Annotated in this window: 21 protein-coding genes and 2 pseudogenes; 20 read left to right on the plus strand and 3 right to left on the minus strand. The window is 70.9% G+C overall.

Annotated elements, in window-relative coordinates; translation table 11 throughout:
* The first annotated feature begins 57 nt into the window (after positions 1-57).
* From hydA to ACGFRG_RS15175, 3 genes are all read left to right on the plus strand, one after another.
* Positions 58-1,461 (plus strand): dihydropyrimidinase, encoded by a 1,404-nt coding sequence (gene hydA, locus ACGFRG_RS15165; protein WP_393264051.1) that lies wholly within the window; start codon positions 58-60, stop codon positions 1,459-1,461.
* Between the two features lie 20 nt (positions 1,462-1,481).
* Entirely contained in the window at positions 1,482-2,480 is a 999-nt protein-coding gene (locus tag ACGFRG_RS15170; protein ID WP_361419654.1) for a TIGR03842 family LLM class F420-dependent oxidoreductase, read from the plus strand.
* 172 nt (positions 2,481-2,652) lie between these two features.
* On the plus strand, positions 2,653-4,173 hold the full coding sequence (locus tag ACGFRG_RS15175) for an NCS1 family nucleobase:cation symporter-1 (RefSeq protein ID WP_361419651.1): 1,521 nt from the start codon (positions 2,653-2,655) through the stop codon (positions 4,171-4,173).
* An 18-nt stretch (positions 4,174-4,191) separates the two neighbouring features.
* Here ACGFRG_RS15175 and ACGFRG_RS15180 read toward each other — a convergent pair.
* Positions 4,192-4,710, minus strand: a pseudogene (locus ACGFRG_RS15180) (biotin/lipoate A/B protein ligase family protein); the annotation flags it as partial.
* A 101-nt stretch (positions 4,711-4,811) separates the two neighbouring features.
* Between ACGFRG_RS15180 and ACGFRG_RS15185 the strand changes: the two are divergent.
* The 9 genes from ACGFRG_RS15185 to ACGFRG_RS15225 all read left to right on the plus strand — a co-directional run bounded on the left by ACGFRG_RS15185 (position 4,812) and on the right by ACGFRG_RS15225 (position 11,147).
* Positions 4,812-5,063, plus strand: a complete 252-nt coding sequence (locus ACGFRG_RS15185) for a hypothetical protein (protein WP_393264054.1) — start codon at positions 4,812-4,814, stop codon at positions 5,061-5,063.
* The gene (locus ACGFRG_RS15190; RefSeq protein ID WP_393264056.1) at positions 5,060-6,547 is read left to right on the plus strand and encodes a recombinase family protein; all 1,488 of its coding nucleotides are present in this window, start codon (positions 5,060-5,062) and stop codon (positions 6,545-6,547) included. The genes ACGFRG_RS15185 and ACGFRG_RS15190 overlap by 4 nt, the downstream gene beginning before the upstream one ends.
* 113 nt (positions 6,548-6,660) lie before the next feature.
* Positions 6,661-6,879 carry a hypothetical protein gene (locus ACGFRG_RS15195; protein ID WP_393264059.1) on the plus strand — a complete coding sequence of 73 codons (219 nt, stop codon included), beginning with the start codon at positions 6,661-6,663 and terminating at the stop codon, positions 6,877-6,879.
* Positions 6,876-7,100, plus strand: coding sequence for a hypothetical protein (locus tag ACGFRG_RS15200; RefSeq protein WP_393264062.1), 225 nt, complete (start codon positions 6,876-6,878; stop codon positions 7,098-7,100). Before ACGFRG_RS15195 ends, ACGFRG_RS15200 begins: the two co-directional genes overlap by 4 nt.
* Positions 7,097-8,092: an AAA family ATPase gene (locus tag ACGFRG_RS15205; protein WP_393264065.1), complete on the plus strand. Its 996-nt coding sequence runs from the start codon at positions 7,097-7,099 to the stop codon at positions 8,090-8,092. Before ACGFRG_RS15200 ends, ACGFRG_RS15205 begins: the two co-directional genes overlap by 4 nt.
* 188 nt (positions 8,093-8,280) lie before the next feature.
* The gene (locus tag ACGFRG_RS15210) at positions 8,281-8,505 is read left to right on the plus strand and encodes a hypothetical protein (protein WP_393264067.1); all 225 of its coding nucleotides are present in this window, start codon (positions 8,281-8,283) and stop codon (positions 8,503-8,505) included.
* A complete protein-coding gene (locus ACGFRG_RS15215; RefSeq protein WP_393264070.1) occupies positions 8,502-9,914 on the plus strand; it encodes a phage major capsid protein in 1,413 nt (470 codons plus the stop codon). The genes ACGFRG_RS15210 and ACGFRG_RS15215 overlap by 4 nt, the downstream gene beginning before the upstream one ends.
* A 571-nt stretch (positions 9,915-10,485) precedes the next feature.
* Positions 10,486-10,863, plus strand: coding sequence for a hypothetical protein (locus ACGFRG_RS15220; protein WP_393264072.1), 378 nt, complete (start codon positions 10,486-10,488; stop codon positions 10,861-10,863).
* Entirely contained in the window at positions 10,860-11,147 is a 288-nt protein-coding gene (locus ACGFRG_RS15225; RefSeq protein WP_393264075.1) for a hypothetical protein, read from the plus strand. Before ACGFRG_RS15220 ends, ACGFRG_RS15225 begins: the two co-directional genes overlap by 4 nt.
* A gap of 602 nt (positions 11,148-11,749) precedes the next feature.
* On the opposite strand, the gene ACGFRG_RS15230 is transcribed toward ACGFRG_RS15225, so the two are convergent.
* Positions 11,750-12,064 (minus strand): hypothetical protein, encoded by a 315-nt coding sequence (locus tag ACGFRG_RS15230; RefSeq protein ID WP_393264077.1) that lies wholly within the window; start codon positions 12,062-12,064, stop codon positions 11,750-11,752.
* Positions 12,065-12,351: 287 nt separating this feature from the next.
* Here ACGFRG_RS15230 and ACGFRG_RS15235 point away from each other — a divergent pair, with 287 nt between their 5' ends.
* Together ACGFRG_RS15235 and ACGFRG_RS15240 are read left to right on the plus strand one after the other, a co-directional pair.
* Positions 12,352-13,239, plus strand: coding sequence for a helix-turn-helix domain-containing protein (locus tag ACGFRG_RS15235; protein WP_393264080.1), 888 nt, complete (start codon positions 12,352-12,354; stop codon positions 13,237-13,239).
* Positions 13,226-13,426: a DUF397 domain-containing protein gene (locus ACGFRG_RS15240; protein ID WP_393264083.1), complete on the plus strand. Its 201-nt coding sequence runs from the start codon at positions 13,226-13,228 to the stop codon at positions 13,424-13,426. Before ACGFRG_RS15235 ends, ACGFRG_RS15240 begins: the two co-directional genes overlap by 14 nt.
* A 116-nt stretch (positions 13,427-13,542) precedes the next feature.
* Here the strand turns inward: ACGFRG_RS15240 and ACGFRG_RS15245 are convergent.
* Positions 13,543-14,094: pseudogene (locus ACGFRG_RS15245) on the minus strand (lipoate--protein ligase family protein); the annotation flags it as partial.
* 84 nt (positions 14,095-14,178) lie between these two features.
* Between ACGFRG_RS15245 and ACGFRG_RS15250 the strand changes: the two are divergent.
* The 6 genes from ACGFRG_RS15250 (at position 14,179) to ACGFRG_RS15275 (ending at position 21,173) form a co-directional block, all read left to right on the plus strand.
* A complete protein-coding gene (locus ACGFRG_RS15250) occupies positions 14,179-16,041 on the plus strand; it encodes a gamma-glutamyltransferase family protein (protein ID WP_393264086.1) in 1,863 nt (620 codons plus the stop codon).
* Positions 16,042-16,133: 92 nt separating this feature from the next.
* The gene (locus tag ACGFRG_RS15255) at positions 16,134-16,970 is read left to right on the plus strand and encodes an inositol monophosphatase family protein (protein WP_393264088.1); all 837 of its coding nucleotides are present in this window, start codon (positions 16,134-16,136) and stop codon (positions 16,968-16,970) included.
* A gap of 129 nt (positions 16,971-17,099) precedes the next feature.
* Positions 17,100-18,524 (plus strand): phytoene desaturase family protein, encoded by a 1,425-nt coding sequence (locus ACGFRG_RS15260; RefSeq protein ID WP_393264091.1) that lies wholly within the window; start codon positions 17,100-17,102, stop codon positions 18,522-18,524.
* Positions 18,521-19,048, plus strand: a complete 528-nt coding sequence (locus ACGFRG_RS15265) for an O-acetyl-ADP-ribose deacetylase (RefSeq protein WP_393264094.1) — start codon at positions 18,521-18,523, stop codon at positions 19,046-19,048. The genes ACGFRG_RS15260 and ACGFRG_RS15265 overlap by 4 nt, the downstream gene beginning before the upstream one ends.
* Before the next feature lie 143 nt (positions 19,049-19,191).
* Positions 19,192-20,661: an AlkA N-terminal domain-containing protein gene (locus ACGFRG_RS15270; protein ID WP_361420083.1), complete on the plus strand. Its 1,470-nt coding sequence runs from the start codon at positions 19,192-19,194 to the stop codon at positions 20,659-20,661.
* 14 nt (positions 20,662-20,675) lie between these two features.
* Positions 20,676-21,173 carry a methylated-DNA--[protein]-cysteine S-methyltransferase gene (locus ACGFRG_RS15275; protein WP_361419633.1) on the plus strand — a complete coding sequence of 166 codons (498 nt, stop codon included), beginning with the start codon at positions 20,676-20,678 and terminating at the stop codon, positions 21,171-21,173.
* The last annotated feature ends 14 nt before the right edge of the window (positions 21,174-21,187 follow it).

Raw genomic sequence — 21,187 nt, forward strand, 5'->3', positions numbered from 1 at the left:
AGCCGAGAAACAACGCTCCCCGCGGAGCGCGTACGTACGTGTACGAAGGGACAACCCATGAGTACCCGCACACTGATCCGCGGCGGCCTGGTGATCACCGCCGCCGACGAGACCCACGCCGACGTACTGATCGAGGACGGCCGCATCGCCGCCCTCGCCGCGCACGGCTCCGGCCCGGCGCAGAGCTGGACCGCCGACCGTACGATCGACGCGACCGGCAAGTACGTCATCCCGGGCGGCGTCGACGCCCACACCCATATGGAGCTCCCCTTCGGCGGGACCTTCGCCTCCGACACCTTCGAGACCGGCACCAGGGCCGCGGCCTGGGGCGGCACCACCACGATCGTGGACTTCGCCGTGCAGTCGCCGGGCCACGCGCTGCGCGAGGGCCTGGACGCCTGGTACGCGAAGGCCGACGGCCAGTGCGCCATCGACTACGGGTTCCACATGATCCTCTCCGATGTGAACGAGCACTCGCTCAAGGAGATGGACCTGCTGGTGGAGGAGGGCATCACCTCCTTCAAGCTGTTCATGGCCTACCCCGGCGTCTTCTACAGCGACGACGGCCAGATCCTGCGGGCCATGCAGCGCTCGGCGTCCAACGGCGGGCTGATCATGATGCACGCCGAGAACGGCATCGCGATCGACGTGCTCGTCGAGCAGGCGCTGGCGGCCGGGCACACCGATCCGCGCTACCACGGCGAGGTCCGCCGGGCCCTGCTGGAAGCCGAGGCCACCCATCGCGCGATCCAGCTGGCGCGGGTCGCCGGAGCGCCGCTCTACGTCGTGCACGTCTCGGCCCAGGAGGCGGTCGAGGAGCTGACCGCCGCCCGGGACAAGGGACTTCCGGTCTTCGGCGAGACCTGTCCGCAGTATCTGTTCCTGTCCACCGACAACCTGGCGGAGCCCGGCTTCGAGGGCGCCAAGTACGTCTGCTCGACCCCGCTGCGGCCCGCGGAACACCAGGCCGCGCTCTGGCGTGGGCTGCGCGGCAACGACCTCCAGGTGGTCTCCACCGACCACTGCCCGTTCTGCTTCACCGGCCAGAAAGAGCTCGGCCGGGGCGACTTCTCCAAGATCCCGAACGGACTGCCGGGCGTGGAGAACCGGATGGACCTGCTCCATCAGGCCGTGCTCGACGGCCACATCACCCGGCGCCGCTGGATCGAGATCGCCTGCGCCGCCCCCGCGCGGATGTTCGGGCTCTACCCGAAGAAGGGCACCATCGCGCCGGGCGCCGACGCCGACGTCGTCATCTACGACCCGCACGCCGAGCAGACCCTCTCCGCCGAGACCCATCACATGAACGTGGACTACTCGGCGTACGAGGGCAGGCGGATCACCGGTCGTGTCGAGACGGTCCTCTCGCGCGGCGAACCCGTCATCACCGAGCGGGAGTTCACCGGCCGCTCCGGCCACGGCAGTTACACCCCGCGCGCGACCACCCAGTACCTCGGCTAAGCGACCAGGAGCAGCACCACATGGATTTCGGACTCGTCCTGCAGACCGACCCGCCGGCCTCGACGGTCGTCGGCCTGATGCGACGCGCGGAACGCAACGGCTTCCACTACGGCTGGACCTTCGACTCGGCGGTGCTGTGGCAGGAGCCGTTCGTCATCTACAGCCGCATCCTGGAGCACACCGAGCGGCTGCACGTCGGCCCGATGGTCACCAACCCGGGTACCAGAACCTGGGAGGTCACCGCCTCCACGTTCGCCACCCTCAACGACATGTACGGCAACCGGACCGTGTGCGGCATCGGCCGCGGCGACTCGGCGATGCGGGTCGCCGGGCGCAAACCCAACACCCTGGCGCGCCTCGGCGAGGCCATCGACGTCATCCGCGACCTCGCGGAGGGCCGCGAGGCCGAGGTCGACGGCCAGGCGCTGAAGCTGCCGTGGGTCAGGAACGGCAAACTCCCCGTCTGGATGGCGGCGTACGGGCCCAAGGCGCTGGCCCTGGCGGGGGAGAAGGCCGACGGCTTCATCCTCCAGCTCGCCGATCCGTTCCTGACCGAATGGATGATCAAGGCGGTGCGCAAGGCCGCCTCGGACGCCGGACGCGACCCGGCGTCGGTGACGATCTGCGTGGCCGCCCCCGCGTACGTGGGGGACGACCTCGACCATGCCCGCCAGCAGTGCCGCTGGTTCGGCGGGATGGTCGGCAACCACGTCGCCGACCTGGTGAGCCGCTACGGCGAGCACTCGGGCCTGGTTCCGGAGGCGCTCACCGAGTACATCAAGGCGCGCCAGGGGTACGACTACAGCCATCACGGCCGCGCCGACAACCCCGACACCGCCTTCGTTCCCGACGAGATCGTCGACCGCTTCTGTCTGCTCGGCCCGGTCGAGGCGCACATCGAGAAGCTGAAGGCCCTGCGGGACCTGGGCGTCGACCAGTTCGCGGTGTACGCGATGCACGACGCCCGGGAGGCGGTCATCGACGCGTACGGGGAGCGGGTGATCCCGGCGCTGGCCTGACGTCCGCCGCTGTGCCGCGCCCCGGGAGAAGCCGAACGGGGCGCGGCGCCCCTGGCGGGAGCCCGCCGCCAGGAGCCTGCCGATCACTCGCGTGCCCGCTCAACACGCCTCCCCGTACGGCCCGTTCGCCTTCTTCTCCCCCCTCGCCCCCCGCCCGAACGAAGGCACGCCCATGACCGACACCGCCATACCGACGGACGCCGCCGCGCCGGACGGCCGCTTCGCCAACGAGGACCTGCGGCCGGTGCCGCCGGAGGAACGGCGCTGGACGACGTACAACTTCGCCGCCCTGTGGGTCGGCATGGCCCACAACATCCCCTCCTGGACACTCGCCTCGGGCCTGGTCGCCCTCGGGATGGACTGGAAGCAGGCCGTGTTCACCATCGCGGTCGCCAATGTGATCGTGCTCGTCCCGATGCTGCTCACCGGGCACGCCGGACCGAAGTACGGCATCCCCTTCCCGGTCCTGGCCCGCGCCTCGTTCGGGCTGCGCGGCGCCAATCTGCCCGCGCTGATCCGCGCGGCGGTGGCCTGCTGCTGGTTCGGCATCCAGACCTGGATCGGCGGCCAGGGCGTCTTCGTCCTGCTCGGCAAGATCTTCGGCGGCTGGGCGGACGCCTTTGAGGTGGGCGGCGAGCCCTGGACGCTGTGGCTCTGCTTCGTCCTCTTCTGGGCGCTCGAACTCGCCATCATCTACCGGGGGATGGAGACCCTGCGCCGCTTCGAGAACTGGGCGGCGCCGTTCGTCCTGGTCGGCGCGCTGGTGCTGCTGATCTGGATCGCCCACAAGGCGGGCGGCTTCGGCCCGCTCCTTGACCAGCCCTCCAAGCACGGCTGGGGCCGCGACTTCTGGCCGGTCTTCTTCCCGTCGCTGATGGGCATGATCGGTTTCTGGGCGACGCTGTCGCTGAACATCCCGGACTTCACCCGCTTCGGCAAGGGCCAGCGTGCCCAGGTCTGGGGCCAGACGCTGGGCCTGCCGACCACGATGACGGCGTTCGCCCTGCTGTCGGTCCTGGTCACCTCGGGTTCCGAGGCGGTGTACGGGGTGCCGATCTGGAGCCCGGTGGACCTGGTGGCCAAGACCGACAACGTCTTCGGCCTGCTGTTCGCGCTGGTCACGGTCCTGGTCGCGACGATCTCGGTGAACATCGCGGCGAACGTGGTGTCCCCGGCGTACGACCTCGCCAACCTGGCGCCCCGCTTCATCACCTTCCGCAGGGGCGCGCTGATCACCGGGGTGGTGGGCGTCCTGATCTTCCCGTGGAAGCTGACGTCCACGCCCCAGCTCTACATCTTCACCTGGCTCGGGGTGGTCGGCGGCCTGCTCGGCACGGTCGCGGGCATCCTGATCGCCGACTACTGGATCATCCGCCGCACGGTCCTGGACGTCGCCGACCTCTACCGTCCGGGCGGCCGCTACTGGTACACGGCGGGCTGGAACTGGCGCGCGGTGGCCGCGTTCACGGTCGGCGGCGTACTTGCGGTGGGCGGCTCGTACTCCACGGTCGACCCGAAGGGCGCCAAACTGGGCCCGTTCCCGGTCGACGGCCTGATCCCGGCCCTGAAACCGCTCGCGGACTACGGGTGGGCGGTCGGGCTCGGGTCGGCGCTGGTGGTGTACGTGGGCTTGGTCCTCGCGTCAGGACCAGTGGACAGCTATACGCACGGGCGTGACCGCCACCCCCGGTGAGTACGGCGCCACCGCCCCTTACGGCACCCGTGCCGTCCACTCCTGCGTGGAGAACTTCGTCTCCACCAGCTCGCGGGCGCGGGCCATCTCCTCGTCCGTGACCTTGCCCTCGGCCAGGCCGTAGCGGTCGCGGAAGGAGGCGACCATGCGGTCGATCACCGCCTCGCGCGGCAGGCCCGTCTGGCGGCGCAGCGGGTCGACGCGCTTCTTGGCGCTCTTGGTGCCCTTGTCCGAGAGCTTCTCGCGGCCGATGCGCAGCACTTCCAGCATCTTGTCGGCGTCGATGTCGTACGCCATCGTCACGTGGTGCAGCACCGCGCCGTCGTCCGCCACCACGCGCTTCTGGGCGGCGCCCGCGATCTTTCCGGCGTCGGTCGCTATGTCGTTGAGCGGCTGGTACCACGCCTTGACGCCCATGTCGCCGAGCGCGCCCAGGACCCAGTCGTCGAGGTAGGCGTACGAGTCGGCGAAGGAGAGGCCGGAGACCAGGGCGTCGGGGACCGACAGCGAGTACGTGATGGTGTTGCCCGGCTCTAATCCCGCTTGGACACTACTTCCGTAAGTGAGCGGCCCCGCACGGTGCTGGAACACCGAACGGGGCCTTGATCCCGAACCCTGTACGAGAGGGAGCGAGGACCGTGTCATACGGTATCGGCCGTCCGAGCGACGGCGAAAGCAACATTCCCATTCCCGTGGGCCCGATTGAGTCCGCCCCGTGGAATCTGCCGATCGGGGATTTCCCGGCCGTACTGGCGGAAGCGTTCGCGGGTGTAGAGCTCGGCGCATACGACCGGCGGATCATCGAGTGGCTTGCCGGGTGGGACTCTCCGACCGTGGCAACCATCGCGTCCTTGGTTCTCCGGGCGCGCAAGGCGGGGGGTGCGTCATGACCCGCGCCGCCGTACTCGAAAGCGCTACCGACACCACCCGCCGGAATGCCCGGCCACTGCGCGCGGTGATCTACGTCCGGGTGTCTCAGGACCGGCTCAACCGGCAACGCTCCGTCAGTGAGCAGGAGGCGGAGTGCCGCGCCGTGTGCGAGCGGGAGGGCTGGACGGTCCTTCCTCGGGTGTTCAAGGACAACGACCGCAGCGCGTCCCGTTACGCCGTCAAGGAACGCAAGGACTACCCGGAGTTGAAGGAGTTCATCCGGGACGGTAACGCCGATGTGCTGGTGACGTGGGAGTCGTCCCGTGCCCAGCGGGATCTCGGGGCGTATGTCGAGCTGCGGGAGCTGTGCCGGGAGTTCGGGGTGCTGTGGAACTACAAGGGCCGCACTCACGACCTGTCCCGCACCGATGATCAGTTCACCACGGGGATCGATGCGCTCGTGGACGAGCGTGCCTCTGCTGAGACCAGGGACCGGGTTCTGCGGGCGAAGCGTTCGTGCGCGATGAAGGGCCGTCCCAACGGACGGACCCTGTTCGGGTACCGGCGTGAGTACGACCCGAACACGAGTGAGTACCTGCGGCAGGTGCCCCACGAGGAGCAGGCTCCCGTGGTGCGTGAGGTCGCCCGACGGCTCGCGGCAGGCGAGTCGGTCCATTCGGTGATGTTGTCCCTGAATCAGCGCGGTATCCCCACCCGCGCGGGGAACCGGTGGGACTGGACCGCCGTCAAAAGCATGATCACCAATCCGGGCTACATCGGGAAGCGGATCTATCAGGGCAAGGTCATCGGAGACGCGGACTGGCCGCCGCTGCTGGATCAGGAAACCTTCTACGCGGTCGTGGCGCGCTTCGCCCAGCCCGAGCGCAAGCAGAAGCGCGAAGGCAGATATGTGCACCTCTTGTCGGGGATGGCCCGGTGTGGTTCATGCGGCGGCCGTATCCGGACCATGAAGAGCAGCGGGCAGCGGAATTACACCTGCTACGGGAACGACATCAGCGCGAAGCGGGGGTGCGTGGGTATCCGGATGGGGCGTATGGACACCTACATCGTCGGGCTCGTCACCGCACGGCTTGCCCGGCCGGACGCGGCTGACTTGCTGTGCGAGGACCGCACCGACGAACTCACGGCCGCGTTGGCGGAAGCGGCAGAGAAGCGCGCGCGTCTCGATGGCTTCTACGACCAGGCCGCCAGCGGGGGGCTGTCGCCCGCCGCGTTGTCCCGGATCGAGGCCCGGCTGCTGCCCGAGATCCGCACCGCCGAGAATCGGGCCGCCGCGCTGCGGGTCTCCCCGGTCCTGCGGGAGGTGATCCGCCCGGACATCGCCGAAGTCTGGCCGACTCTCGAACTCGAACATCAGCGTGCGGTGATCGACGCACTGATGACCATCAAGCTCCACCCCGCGCGTAAGGGCAAGGGGAGCCGGACCTTCGACCCGAACCGGTTTGAGATCACCTGGAAGCACGAGCAGACCGCCGCTGCGTAGCGGCATAACCAAACACCGACCACGACGGCCGGGCGCGGGACCTCCCCAGGGAGCGACCGCCCCGGCCGTTGGCATGCCCGGCCCCGGGCGGCCAGGGGAACGGAGCGCACACCATGCCGACACGCAAGGAGCGGGACGAGGCGGAGCGGGCCCGTGTCCTGGCCGCCGTGGCACGGGTGGTGGCTGCCGCGCCACCGCTGTCGGAGCGGCAGCGGGCCCGACTGCGGCTCATCCTCGCCGCAGCACGCCGACCGGCCGCCGACACCCCGCCGGACGCTGCCACGCCAACGACGGACGACGACGAGCCGCCGACAGGGGAGGTACCGCCGTGAAGCTGCGACGCTCGGCCGCCGAGCGGCTGCCACCCCTGGCATGTGGGCATCGTGACCCGCTGCACTGCGCCGCCCGGCCGCCGGGACCCGCCGCGTTCGGGTTGTCGCCGGGTGAGCTCGGGGCGGAGATCCGCCGTTGCCGGGCGGCCGGGCGGCGTGCGTGGGAGCTGCGCTGCCGCTTCCATCCGCGCACCCTCGACACGCGGGTGCGGCCCGCGTGAGCCGCCACGAGCACCCCGACGACGACCACGACCGCACCAACGAGGACGCGCCCCCGAGCGATCCAGCCGGACGGCTACGCTCCCTACTCCTCGACAGTCCCGCCCTCGACTCCGTACCCGACCCGCTGCCGCTGATCGACGGGGTGCTGTACGCGGATTCCCTCGCGTGGCTGTGGGGGCGCCCGGGCTCGGGCAAGAGCTTCGTCGCCCTCGACTGGGCGGGAAGCGTCGCATCCGGGCTCCCGTGGCAGGGCCACGAAACCACCCGGGGCCCCGTGCTGTACCTCGTCGCGGAAGGCGGGGGTGGTCTGCGCCGCCGGGTGCGCGCGTGGGAGACGAACACCCGGCAGCCCATGACCGGGGTGTGGTTCCTGCCCGAGGCGGTGCAGCTCCTGAACACCGGGCCACGCCTCGAACTCGTCGCCCTGGTAGCCGAGTTGCGGCCGCTCCTGATCGTCATCGACACCCAAGCCAGGGTCACGGTCGGCGCGGAGGAGAACAGCAACGGGGAGATGGGACGGCTCGTCGCCGCAGCCGACCAGTTGCGGCAGGCGTCCGGCGCGTGCGTGCTCATGGTCCACCACGGGGACAAAGCCGGAAACGACCTGCGTGGCGCATCCGCCCTCGACGGGGCAGCGACCACGGTGATCCGGGCCACGAAGGACGGCCCGCACATCCGGCTGGACTGCCGCAAGCAGAAGGACGCCGAGGACTTCCCAGCCTTGTTGCTGAGGCTCGATCCGGTGGCCGAGTCGGCGGTGATCCGTGTCTCACGATCTTGTGAGACAAGCACCGGTTCCGAGGCCGAAATCCTCGCCCTGCTGCGAGACGCCTTTGAGGCAACCGGGGCGAGCGTGACGCAGCTCAAGGAATCCTGCGACCTGTCCCGCGCCACCCTCTACCGGGCCGTAAACGCCCTGCTCAAACGCGGTGCGATCCGCAACATCGGCAGCGAGCGGGCACCCCGCTACCTCCCTGCCGATGGCGTCTGAACACCCGTCTGTCTCACCGTCTCACCGTGTCTCACGCCTGTCTCACTGGTCTGTCTCACGTCTCACCCCCTTTAGGGGTGGGTGAGACGTGAGACAGAAACCCCGTGACCAGCGGTTTTCGAAATCTGCCCTTTCGGCCGCGCAGCGGCCGAAGCACCACCCCCAACCCGCAGAGGAAGACACCACCCATGCCCACCACCACCCGATTCCCTGCCCTGGAAAGCGTCTTGGCGGACATGACCGGCAGGGACCGGTACATCGTCGCCCTGGCCCTCGAAACGTCCGTCACGCCGCTCCTGAGGGCACTTGCCGCCGACCTCCACGCCGCCAACACCCGGGCCGAGCGCGAACGCGCCGCCCTGGAAGCCGACTTCACCACCGACACCACCCCCGACCCAGGACGGCCCGCATGAACCGACAGCAGATGATCACCCAGCTCAAGGAGCGCCGCGCCGACGAGAAAGCCGAACTCGACCGCATCCTCAACACGGCGCAGCGTGCAAAGCGCGGCCTGACACCCGCCGAACACGCCGCGTTCGACCGCAGCGAGGCACGGCTCAAGGACTACACCGAGAGGATCGACGAGTTGACCGAGCAGGCGTTGAGGGACGCGGAAGCAGGCCAGACCGCCCGCAAGTACCTGTCCGCGCCGCTGACGCGCTCCAGCGGCATGCCCGGCACGCCCCGGGCGGCGTCAGGCTGGTCGGTGACTGGGGAGCCGGAGGTCTACACCCGCGCGGGAGCCTCGTTCTTCCGCGACCTGTGGCAGGCACGCCAGCACCAGGACCGTGACGCGCTCGACCGCCTCGACCACAACAACAAGCTCAGCCTTGACCGGCGCCGCACAGCGTCCGGGGAGTCCCGGGCTCTGAGCACGGTCAACAGCGCGGGCGGGGAGTTCGTCCCGCCCCTGTGGCTGGAAGAGGAATGGGTCGCGCTCGCCCGGCCCGGGAGGGTGACAGCCGACCTGTGCGCGTCGGACGTGCTCCCGCCCGGGACGGATGTGATCAACCTGCCGAAGGTGTCCGGGGGTACCGCGACCGCCCAGCAGGCCACGCAGAACACGGCGATCCAGCAGACCGACATGACGACCACGTCCGTCTCCTCCCCGGTGATCACCATCGCCGGTGGGCAGACGGTCTCCCTCCAGCTGATCGAACAGTCCCCGATCAACGTGGACGGGGTGATCCTGGCCGACCTCGCCGCCGACTACGCCGCGAAACTCGACCAAGAGGTCCTGTCCGGCACCGGCGCGGCCGGGCACGTGACGGGGCTGCTGGTCATGTCCGGCGCCCAAGCGGTCACCTGGACCCAGGCCACCCCCGCGCTGGCCGGGAGCGGCGGACTCTACGGCAAGCTCGCCTCGACGCTGCAAGCCATCCACACCGCCCGCTACGCCCCGCCGGACGCCATCGTCATGCACCCCCGCCGCTGGGCCTGGTGCTCCGCCCAGTCCGACACCCAGAACCGGCCCATGATCGTCCCCGGACCCGCCGGACCCATCAACGCCATGGGCGTCAACGCCGACCTGCCCGCAGCACAAGGCCCGGTCGGCACCCTGCTCGGACTGCCCGTGTTCACCGACCCCAACATCCCCACCAACCTGGGCGCGGGCACCAACGAGGACCGCATCATCCTCACCCGCCGCAGCGACCTGTACCTGTGGGAATCCCACCTGCGCGCCGAAGCGCTCCCGCAGACCTACGCACAGAACCTGTCCATGTTCGTGCGCCTGTACAACTACGCCGCGTTCATCCCCCACCGCTACCCGCAGGCAACCGGGATCATCTCCGGCACCGGCCTCGTCACCCCCACCTTCTGACTTCTGACCCCCGGGTCCAAGTTCCGACCCCCCGTCCAAGTTTCGAGGGGGGTCAGTTTTCCGGCACCCCTTCACCGGGGCCAGGCATCCCGTCCCCTGTCGCTGCGCTGCCGCACGGCGAGCGGCCCGGCCGTCCGCCGGACACGGCCGACCGCACCGGACCGCGCCCGCAGCACCACAGGCCCCCACGACACGGCGTCAACGCCACCGGCCCGCGCCCCGCCCTGGGACGCGCCCGCCGGAGCCAAGGCAGACGAGGACCGCCGTCCTTGCGGTCCCGTGACCCTGCCTGCGCCGCCCGCTGCTCCGCCCACCCAGCCGACACAGGCCCCGGGCGGAGCAGTACCCCACCCCGAGCCGACCACCCGCACACCACCACAGAGCGTAACGATCATGGCCCCGCCGGCCCGGATGATGATCAAGGACCGCGCAGGTCACAGCGGTTCAGGCCCATCACCCTTCATGTTCGCCGCGCACACCCCGGGGGGTGGGTGAAAGTCCACACGAAGATCATCCCGGGACCCTGCCCCCCATCCCCCAGACACGCGCGAGACCTGAAACAAACGAGGAAGTGATCAAAACGGACACCGAACACGACCACGTCACCGACAGCGGCCCCAACCCCGCGCCCGACGCACTCGGCCCCCGGGGCGCACGCCTGTGGCACGAGGTCACCGAACGGTACGAACTCGACGCGCATGAACTGGCGTTGCTGGAGGAGATGGCACGCACCGCCGACGACCTGGACGCGCTCGCCGAGCGGGTGCGCGCCCAGGGCCACACCGTCGGCGGACGCGTGAACCCCGCATTGGTCGAGTCCCGGCAACTGCGGATCGCCTTTGCCCGGCTGGCCGCCGCACTGCGCCTGCCCACCGGGGACGAGACGGACGGCCGCCCACAGCGCCGTAGCGGGGTGCGCGGGACGTACACCCTGGGCAGGGTCTCGTGAGGCCCCGCAAAGACCCGCAAGGGGCGTTCCTGGAACGCACCGAGGAACAGTGGCGCGCGCTCGGGGTGCCGGAACGCTACCTGTCGCGCTACACCGTGCTTCCGGCCCTGGGCTGGCACAAGCTCGCCATGCTGGGCGCGCTGCGCCCGGACGAGGTGGCCCGGCTGCGCCGGATCGCCTCGGGCACCGAATCCCATCCGCGCATCACCATCGACCGGGCACAGCAGCTGCTCGACGACCACGACCACGCCACCGAGGACGACGCCCCCGACCCGGCGGCATGACAAGGCCCCGCCCGCCTGCCACAAGAGACAGGCGAACGGGGCTGCTGTGAAGCGGACTCCAGACTAGACCCTCGTTGACAACGGGCCCTCAGGTGACCGATCGGCAGTCACCCGGGGCCCGTTGCTGGCCCGACAGCGCCGGAATGGGGGGCGCCACAGGGTCGGGCCATACCGCGCCCGCCGCCTGGAAGGGCATGGCGCGGGGGTCAGGCTCCGCCCTCGTGGGCGGAAGTCGTCTCGGCGCCTATCTCGGGGGGCACAGTGGGCACCGGCACGGCGGCCACGCGGTGGGCAGCTCCGGTGAAAGGGGCTCGGTGCTGCGGATCTCCCGCAGACAACCCCACGTCCGGCCACCGTCCCGCGAGACCCGCAGCGTCATCAGCGTCTGCGGCGGCACTGGCGCCACGGCCTCGCTCACAGCGCCCTGCCCGCCCGGTCCCAGCGAACCCCCGAGTACTCGTGACAGTGCGGCCCATCGTGACCGTTGCCCAGCGTGCAGTTCCGGACCGCACTCCCGGGCGTCGGCTCCCAGCACAACCCCAGCCCCACCGGCGGCGTCTCCTCCCACACACGCCTCTCCCACGCGATCCGCTCAGGGACGTTCACCGGGCCACCACCACCCCGTGGATGACCAGCGGCCCCACGTCGATCCCGTGCACCGCCAGGAACAACGCCCGCCGCCGAGCCCGCTGTTCGAGTTCCTTCTCGCGTCGCTCGTACGCCACCAGGTACGGACGCACAAGCGCGCTGTCCTCGCCCCGCAGCACCGGCACACGCGGCAGGGGCAGCGTCGGCGCGTCCGGGCGCTCAGCCACCGGCGGCCGGACGGCCACCACTCGGGGACGGCCGCCCCGTTCGGGCCGGAAGAACCGCAACAGCGGCTCGAAGATCCGAACGATAGGGTGGTTCACGTTCATCAGCTCCTCAGTAGCTGGTGGGCCACGCCCCGGGGCCGCTGACACGGTCGCCGGGGTCCACTGCGTCCGCAGATCGCACAGAGGTTCACCACCCTCATCTCCCCTGTTACATCCGGCAGTTGAGAGGGAGTGGCGAGGCTTCAGAATGGGCCCGGGACCTGCACTCTGCAAGACTTCATAGCGAATGCCCCACAAAGTTGACCCCCATTGTGAAACGGGCCCTCCAGTGCTTTCATTTTGAGTGTCTGAAGTCCTTCACATTGAGGTGCAAGGAAAGGGGGCGGCGCATGGCAGAAGGACCAACGGGATCTACCGTGCCTCGTAGGCAACTCGGGCGATACCTGCGCGAACTACGCAACCAGGCACGGCTCACCGTACGGGCCGCAGCGCGCAAGCTGGAGTGGTCAGAGGCCAAGCTGTGGCGCATCGAGACTGGGCAAACATCCCTGCGCAGCCTGGACGTTGAGGCCATGTGCAAGGTCTATGGCGCACGGTCCGACATGACAGAGGCCCTCATGGGGCTGGCCAAGGAGACCAAGGCGCGTGGCTGGTGGCATGCGTACGGCGACGCCATCCCCGAGGGATTCGATCTCTACATCGGGCTGGAAGAGGCGGCGTCACAACTCGACTGGTACGAAAGTGAGTTGATCCCGGGACTACTCCAGACCGAGGATTACGCCCGCACCATCATCAGCGCCGACCACCCGGACGAGGGGGCAGGCGAGATCGACAGTCGCGTGAACCTTCGTATCGCCCGGCAAGTGCTCATCACCAGAGCGACCGAACCCCCGACTCTGAACGTTGCACTCGGTGAAGCGGTGTTGCGACGCCCGATCGGCGGAAACAACGTGATGGCGGGGCAGCTCGACCACTTGGCCGAGGTCAGCGAACTGCCCAATGTCACGATCAAGGTAATCCCGTTCAGCGCTGGACTACACCCGGGCGTCATGACCGGTCAGTTCACCATTCTCAGGTTTCCGCTCAACGGGGACGGACACCCAACCGAGCCGCCCACCGTATACGCGGATGGCTACACAGGAGCCCTATACCTAGACAAGCCACACGAGGCAGAACGCTATACCGCAGCCTTCCAAGAAATTTGGGACAAGGCGCTTGACGAACAAGCATCGAAGGAACTGATCTCCGAAACGGCAGGAAGTTATGCACAAGGTTGATCTACGACACGCAAGGTGGCGTAAGAGCAGCTACAGCAACGGAAGCCAAAGCTGCGTGGAAGTCGTCGACGACTGCCCCGGCATAGTGCCCGTCCGCGATTCGAAGAACCCCCACGGTCCCGCGCTCACCTTCCCGGCCGCCGCGTGGTCCGCGTTCATTGCGGACGTGCGCGCCACCGAGAGCTAGCCACTACCCCAGCAGCACCACGACAGCCCCGGCACGGACACCCGGCCGGGGCTGACGCGTACCCTGGAACAGTCGCGAGGCTCTGACCTGCGGGAACTAGGTCATCACTAGGCAGGGTTGACAGGCTCGATGAACATCGCGCCGCCGCCCGACACCCGGCGCACCACCGTGATGCCATGGCGCTCGGCGCCCTCCGGGTCGACCTCGTTGCGCAGGGACTGGAAGCTGCCGATGACGACGGCGGGCGCGCCCCATTCCCAGACGCGCAGCGTCGGCGGGCGGCGGCCGGCCGCGACCTCGGCGGTGATGACCTCGTCGAGCGCCATGTGCAGGGCGGGGGACTGGGGGCCGTCGTGGATCAGCTGCCAGTCGTAGTCGGTCCAGTCCGTGGCGTGTGCCAGCGCCCGGCGCACCGCGACGCCGACCCCTTCGGCCGTCAGGCCGTACATGGTCGTGCCCGGTGGCAGCGCCGCCTCGATACGGGCCGCGAGCCCGGCGGCGTCGGTGTCGGCCGGGGCGCCCTCCAGCGCGCTGTTGATGGACAGGATCGCCTCGTCCGGTTCCAGGAAGAAGTCACCCGCGACCCGCACGCCGCTCAGGACCCCGTCCTCGACATCCAGATCCACCACCACGAGCTTGCCGCCGGGGACCTTGTACTCACCGTGCACCGCTGCTCCTCCATCCGTACCGAGCAGAATCAACCGTAGACGGGGGGTCTGACATTCCAGGGCGGGCGTCGTTAGCCTGCCCAGATGGCCGATCACATAGCCCGTGCCTTCCGTGTGCCACAGACTCCGTTCACCACCCGGCCCACCCTCCAGGGCACCTTCGGGATGGTCTCCTCCACCCACTGGCTCGCCTCGCAGTGCGCGATGGCCGTCCTGGAGGACGGCGGGAACGCCTTCGACGCGGCGGTCGCCGCAGGCTTCGTGCTGCATGTCGTCGAGCCGCATCTGAACGGTCCCGCGGGAGAAGTACCGATCCTGCTCGCCCCGGCCGGCGGCGGGGTGCAGGTGCTGTGCGGGCAGGGGCCCGCGCCCGCCGGGGCCACCGTCGCGCACTACCGTGCGCTCGGCCTCGACCTGGTGCCCGGCACCGGGCCGCTCGCCGCCGCCGTGCCCGGCGCGTTCGACGCCTGGATGGTGCTGCTGCGCGACCATGGCACCAAGCCGCTCGCCGACGTCCTGAAGTACGCGATCGGGTACGCGGCCGACGGTCACCCGCCGGTCGAGCGGGTCGGCGAGACGGTGGAGAGCGTGCGCGCGCTGTTCGAGACCGAGTGGCCCTCGTCCGCCGAGGTGTATCTGCCGGGCGGCCGGGTCCCTCGGCCGGGCGAGCCGCTGCGCAACCCCGCCTTGGCGAACACCTGGCGCAGGCTCCTCGCGGAGTCGGCCGCCACGCGCGCGTCCGCCTCCGGCGACGCCCGGGTCCGCCAGATCGAGGCGGCCCGGCGGATCTGGCGCGAGGGGTTCGTCGCCGAGGCCCTGCTCGCCCAGTCCGCCCGCCCCACCACGGACACCAGCGGCGAGCGTCACACCGGCACGCTGACCGCCGTCGATCTCGCGAGCTGGTCCGCGTCGTACGAGGCGCCGCTGACGTACGACTGGCACGGCTGGACCGTCTGCAAGGCGGGCGGCTGGAGTCAGGGACCGGCCTTTCTTCAGCAACTGGCGCTTCTTCCGGCGCAGTTGCCGCCTTACGGCTCCGCCGAGTACGTCCACCTCCTCGTCGAGGGGTGCAAGCTGGCCATGGCGGACCGGGAGGCCTGGTACGGGGACGCGGCCGAGGTGCCGCTCGCCGATCTGCTCTCGGACGGCTACAACGCGGCCCGGCGCGCGCTCGTCGGCCCGGCGGCCTCGTACGAGCTGCGCCCCGGCAGTCCTGGTGGCCGCATACCCCGTATCCCCGCGCACGCCCTACGCGCGCGTGGCGGCGATGTGGCGTACGCGCCCGGTGCGGGAGAGCCGACCGTGGCCGGTGGGGAGCCCGTCGTGGCGCCGGACGGGGCGACCCGGGGCGACACCTGTCATCTGGACGTCGTCGACCGCTGGGGCAACATGGTCGCCGCGACCCCGAGCGGCGGCTGGCTCCAGTCGAATCCGGTCGTGCCCGAGCTGGGCTTCCCGCTCGGCACCCGGCTCCAGATGACCTGGCTTGAGGAGGGCCTGCCGAACTCGCTGACACCGGGCCGCCGGCCCCGTACGACCCTGTCGCCCTCGCTGGCGCTGCGCGACGGTGTGCCGGTGCTGGCGTTCGGGACGCCCGGCGGGGACCAGCAGGACCAGTGGCAGCTGCACTTCTTCCTCGCGGTCGCGCTGGGCGCGCGCGTACGCGGCGGGCTCGACCTCCAGGGCGCGATCGACGCCCCGAACTGGCACAACGACTCCTTCCCGGGCTCCTTCCACCCCAGGGTCACGCTGCCCGGCAGCGTCACCGTGGAGTCGCGGATCGGCGCGGCCGTGATCGACGGGCTGCGGCGGCGCGGACACCTCGTCACGGTGGGCGACGCCTGGTCGCAGGGGCGGCTCTGCGCGGTGGCCCGCGACCCGGACACGGGTGTGCTGTCCGCCGCCGCGAACCCGCGCGGGATGCAGGGGTACGCGGTGGGGCGCTGACGCGTCACCCCGGTCGCACGAGGTCACCTCGATGTCGGCCGTGGTTCAGATCACGTTCGCCGATTGTCAGTGGGGCATGTTTTGCTGGACGCATGATCGAAGGATTTCTCGCAGAGTTTCTGGAAGACCGGTCGTCCGACGTCGAAGAGGCGGTCCGCAAGGCGGCGGCCGTCGAGATCATGCCGCGCTTCCGCCAGCTCGCCGCGCATGAAGTCCTGGAGAAGAGCGGCCCGCACGACCTGGTGACGGTGGCCGACCGCCGGGCCGAGGAGTTTCTGACGCAGGCGCTGCCCGCGCTGCTGCCCGGGTCGGTCGTCGTCGGCGAGGAGGCGGTCGCGGCCGACCCGTCGTCGTACGACGCGCTCGGCGGTGACGCGCCGGTGTGGATCGTCGACCCGGTCGACGGGACACGGCAGTTCGTGCGCGGCGAGGAGGGGTTCTGCACCCTGGTGGCGCTGGCGCACCACGGCGAGGTGCTGGCCTCGTGGACGTACGCGGCGGCGCTGGACCGGATGGCGGTCGCGATACGGGGCCGGGGCGCGACGTGTGACGGTGTGCCGATCCGGTCCGGGGCGCCCGAGCCGGGCAAGGTGCTCGAAGTGGCCACGTCCCACCCGGACTACACGACGGACGACCAGAAGCGGGCCCTGCTCGGGCTGCGCACGGCGGGCGTCGACCCGCGCCCGTGCGGCTCGGCCGGGCTTGAGTACCTGGCCGTCGCGCGCGGTGAGCTCGACGCGGTCGCGTTCTCCTGGGAGTTGGCCTGGGACCACGCGGCGGGACTGCTCCTGGTGGCCGAGGCCGGCGGGGCGGATGTGACCGTCGCGGGCGAGCCGTTCCGGATAACCGGCGGCAACGCGCTGCCGTTCACGGCCGCCCGGGACGCGGCGACCGCCGAGCGGGTGCGGAGGCTGCTCGCGGGGGAGTGAGCCACCCGCCCGACCGGCGGCCCCGCACGCCTGCGGCCGGGCACGGCACCATCGCCCCACCCCCGACCGGATTGTCCGTGGCCCGGAATATGCTGGGTGTCTTGGCCACAAGGGTGTGAGGAGTCCAAGGTGCCGTCGATGCTGGATGCCGTCGTCGTGGGGGCGGGGCCCAACGGACTGACCGCCGCGGTCGAACTGGCCAGGCGGGGCCTGTCCGTTGAGGTCTTCGAGGCCAAGGACACCATCGGCGGCGGCGCCAGGACCGAGGAGCTGACCCTCCCGGGCTTCCGCCACGACCCCTGCTCCGCCGTGCACCCGCTGGGCATCGGCTCCCCGGCTTTCCGCCGGATGCCGCTGGACCGGTACGGCCTGGAGTGGCTGCACCCCGAGCTGCCCATGGCGCACCCGTTCGACGACGGCACCGCCGCCGTGCTCGCCCGCTCGGTCGCCGAGACCGCGGCCTCGTTCGGCCCGCGCGACGCGGGTACGTATCGCAGACTCATGGCGCCGTACCGGGGCAAGTGGGATGTGCTGGTGCGTGACTTCATGTCGCTGCCGCTCACCGCGCTGCCCCGCGACCCCGTCGGCCTCGCCCGCTTCGGCGTCGACGGCCTCCCGCCGTACACCTGGCTGATGCGCCGCTTCCGCGACGACCGGGCGCGGGCTCTGATGGCCGGGCTCGTGGGCCATGTCATCGCCCCGCTGAGCGGGGTGGCGACCTCCGCCGTCGGCCTGGTCTTCGCGCTCGCCGCGCACGAGAACGGCTGGCCGCTGCCGCGCGGCGGATCGCAGTCGATCTCGGACGCGCTCGCCGCGTACCTGCGCGACCTGGGCGGGTCCGTCCACACCGGCTTCGAGGTGAAGCGGCTGGACGACCTGCCGCCCGCGCGCGCGTACGTCTTCGACACCTCCCCGACCGCCCTCGCCCGGATCGCGGGCCTGGGCCGCGCGTACGCGGGGTACCGGTACGGGGCGAGCGTCTTCAAGATCGACTACGCCCTTGACGGCCCGGTCCCGTGGACCGCGGCCGAGCCGCGACGGGCCGGCACCGTGCAGATCGGCCCGTCCAGCCGTGAGATCGGCGCCGCGCTCGGTCAGGCGTCCGGCGGAACCGCGCCCGGGACGCCGTTCCTGATCACCGCCCAGCCGAGCCTCGTCGACCCGTCCCGCGCGCCCGAGGGCAAGCACGTCTTCTGGGCGTACGGACATGTTCCGAACGGCTGGGACGGCGACCTCACCGACGCCATGGAGCGGCAGATCGAGCGCTTCGCGCCGGGCTTCCGCGACCGGATCCTGGCACGCGCCACCGCCGGCCCGCCCCAGCTCGCGGCGCACAACGCCAACTATGTGGGCGGCGACATCGCGTGCGGCGCGGCGAGCGGCCTTCAGCTGCTGCTGCGGCCCACACTGTCCCTGTTCCCGTACACGACCCGGCACCCCTCGGTGTTCCTCTGCTCCTCCGCCACCCCGCCCGGCCCCGGTGTCCACGGCATGTCCGGGCACAACGCGGCGAAAGCGGTGTGGCGCGCCCTGCGAAAGGCGGACCAGAAGTGACGAGCCCCACCCCGGTCGTCCTGGTCCGGGGCGACATCACCGAGCAGAGCGTCGACGCGATCGTGAACGCGGCCAACTCCTCACTGCTCGGCGGCGGTGGGGTGGACGGCGCCATCCACCGCAAGGGCGGCCCGGAGATCCTGGCCGACTGCCGCAGACTGCGCGCCTCCCACTACGGCAAGGGCCTGCCCACCGGCGAGGCCGTCGCCACCACGGCGGGCCGCCTCGACGCCCAGTGGGTGATCCACACCGTGGGCCCGGTCTGGCGGCGCGACGAGGACCGTTCCGCCCTGCTCGCCTCCTGCTACCGGGAGTCCCTGCGGGTGGCGGGCGAGCTCGGCGCGCGGACCGTGTCGTTCCCGGCGATCTCCACCGGGATCTACGGCTGGCCGCTGGACGACGGCGCCCGGATCGCGGTGCGTACCGTACGGCAGGCGGCCGCGGCTCCGGTCGAAGAGGTCCGGTTCGTCCTGTTCGACGAGACGGCGTACAAGGCGTTCGAAGAGGCGCTGGCCACCACGTAGGCGCTCGGGGGGACGCTGGACACGTGGGCATGTGCAGACGTGCTGGCCACGCAAGGTTGATGTCGTATTTCTGCCAGCACCGGACGTTCGCCCTGCCCGATGCTTGAGCCATGAACCCCGCCGCCCCGGCCGCGACCGCGGCCATGCACACCGACACCGAGCGCTGCGTACGGGCCGTCCAGTCCAAGGACGCCCGCTTCGACGGCTGGTTCTTCACTGCCGTTCTGACCACCCGCATCTACTGCCGACCCAGTTGCCCGGTGGTGCCGCCGAAGGTCGAGAACATGACCTTCTACCCGAGTGCCGCCGCCTGTCAGCAGGCCGGATTCCGAGCCTGCAAGCGGTGCCGCCCGGACACCACGCCCGGCTCGCCCGAGTGGAACGCCCGGGCCGACTCCGTCGCCCGTGCCATGCGCCTCATCCGGGACGGCGTCGTCGACCGCGAGGGCGTGCCCGGGCTCGCCGCCCGGCTCGGCTACAGCGCCCGCCAGATCGAGCGCCAGCTGCTCGCCGAGCTCGGCGCCGGGCCGCTCGCGCTGGCCCGCGCCCAGCGCGCCCAGACCGCCCGCATCCTCATCGAGACCACGGCGCTCCCGATGGCCGACGTCGCCTTCGCGGCGGGCTTCGCCTCCGTGCGCACCTTCAACGACACCGTGCGCGAGGTCTTCGCGCTCGCCCCGACCGAGCTGCGCGCCCGCGCCGCCCGGGGAATCGCCCGCCAGGCCCCCGGCTCGATCGCGCTGCGCCTGCCCTACCGCGCCCCGCTCACTCCCGACAACCTCTTCGGGCATCTGGCCGCGACTGCCGTGCCGGGCGTGGAGGAGTGGCGCGGCGGTGCGTACCGCCGCACGCTCTCGCTCCCGTACGGACACGGCATCGTCGAACTCGCCCCGCGGCCCGACCACATCGGCGCGCTGCTCTCGCTGACCGATCTGCGCGACCTCACCATCGCCATCAGCCGCTGCCGCTGGATGCTGGACCTCGACGCCGACCCGGTCGCCGTCGACGACCGGCTGCGGGCCGACCCGCTGCTCGCCCCGCTGGTCGACAAGTCGCCGGGACGCCGGGTGCCGCGTACCGTCGACGCGGCGGAGTTCGCGGTGCGGGCGGTGCTCGGTCAGCAGGTCTCCACCGCCGCCGCGCGCACCCACGCGGCCCGCCTGGTCACCGCGCACGGCGAGCCGGTCGAGGACCCGGGCGGCGGCCTCACCCACCTCTTCCCCACCTCCCGGGCGCTGGCCGCCCTCGACCCGGAGAAGCTGGCCCTGCCGCGCAGCCGCCGCACCACGCTCACCACACTGGTCGCCGCGCTGGCCGACGGGACGCTGCGGCTCGGCCTCGACACCGACTGGGACCGGGCCCGGGCGCAGCTGCTGGCGCTGCCCGGCTTCGGACCCTGGACGGTGGAGGTGATCGCGATGCGGGCGCTCGGCGACCCGGACGCCTTCCTCCCCTCCGACCTGGGCGTGCGCCGCGCGGCCGAGGGCCTTGGCCTGCCGTCGTCCCCCGCCGCCCTCACCGCGCGCGCCGCCGCCTGGCGCCCCTGGCGGGCGTACGCCGTCCAGTACCTCTGGGCGACGGACGACCACCCCATCAACGTCCTTCCGGCATAAGGGAGTTCCTTGCCATGACCACCACGCACACCGTGACGGACAGCCCGTACGGCCCGCTCACCCTCGTCGCCGAGGACTGCGTGCTCAGCCGCCTCCACATGGAGGGGCAGCGGCACCGCCCGGCCGAGGAGACGTTCGGTGAGCGGGACGACGGTGGCCCCTTCCCCGAGGTGATCCGCCAGCTGAATGCCTACTTCGCGGGCGAACTCACCGACTTCGACCTGGAGTTGGACCTGCGGGGCACCGACTTCCAGCGCTCCGTCTGGGATCAGTTGTGCCGCATCCCGTACGGCGAGACACGCTCCTACGGCGAACTGGCCGAGGCGCTGGGCAACCCCGGCGCCTCCCGCGCGGTGGGCCTGGCCAACGGCAAGAACCCGGTGGGGATCATCGTCCCCTGCCACCGGGTGATCGGCTCGTCGGGCAGCCTGACGGGCTACGGCGGCGGCCTGGACCGCAAGCAGCGGCTGCTGGCGTTCGAGCGGGGGGCGGGGGAGTCGTCGCTGTTCTGACGGCCGCATGGGGC

It is taken from the genome of Streptomyces sp. NPDC048696, assembly GCF_043198895.1.
In the GTDB taxonomy this organism is placed as follows: domain Bacteria; phylum Actinomycetota; class Actinomycetes; order Streptomycetales; family Streptomycetaceae; genus Streptomyces.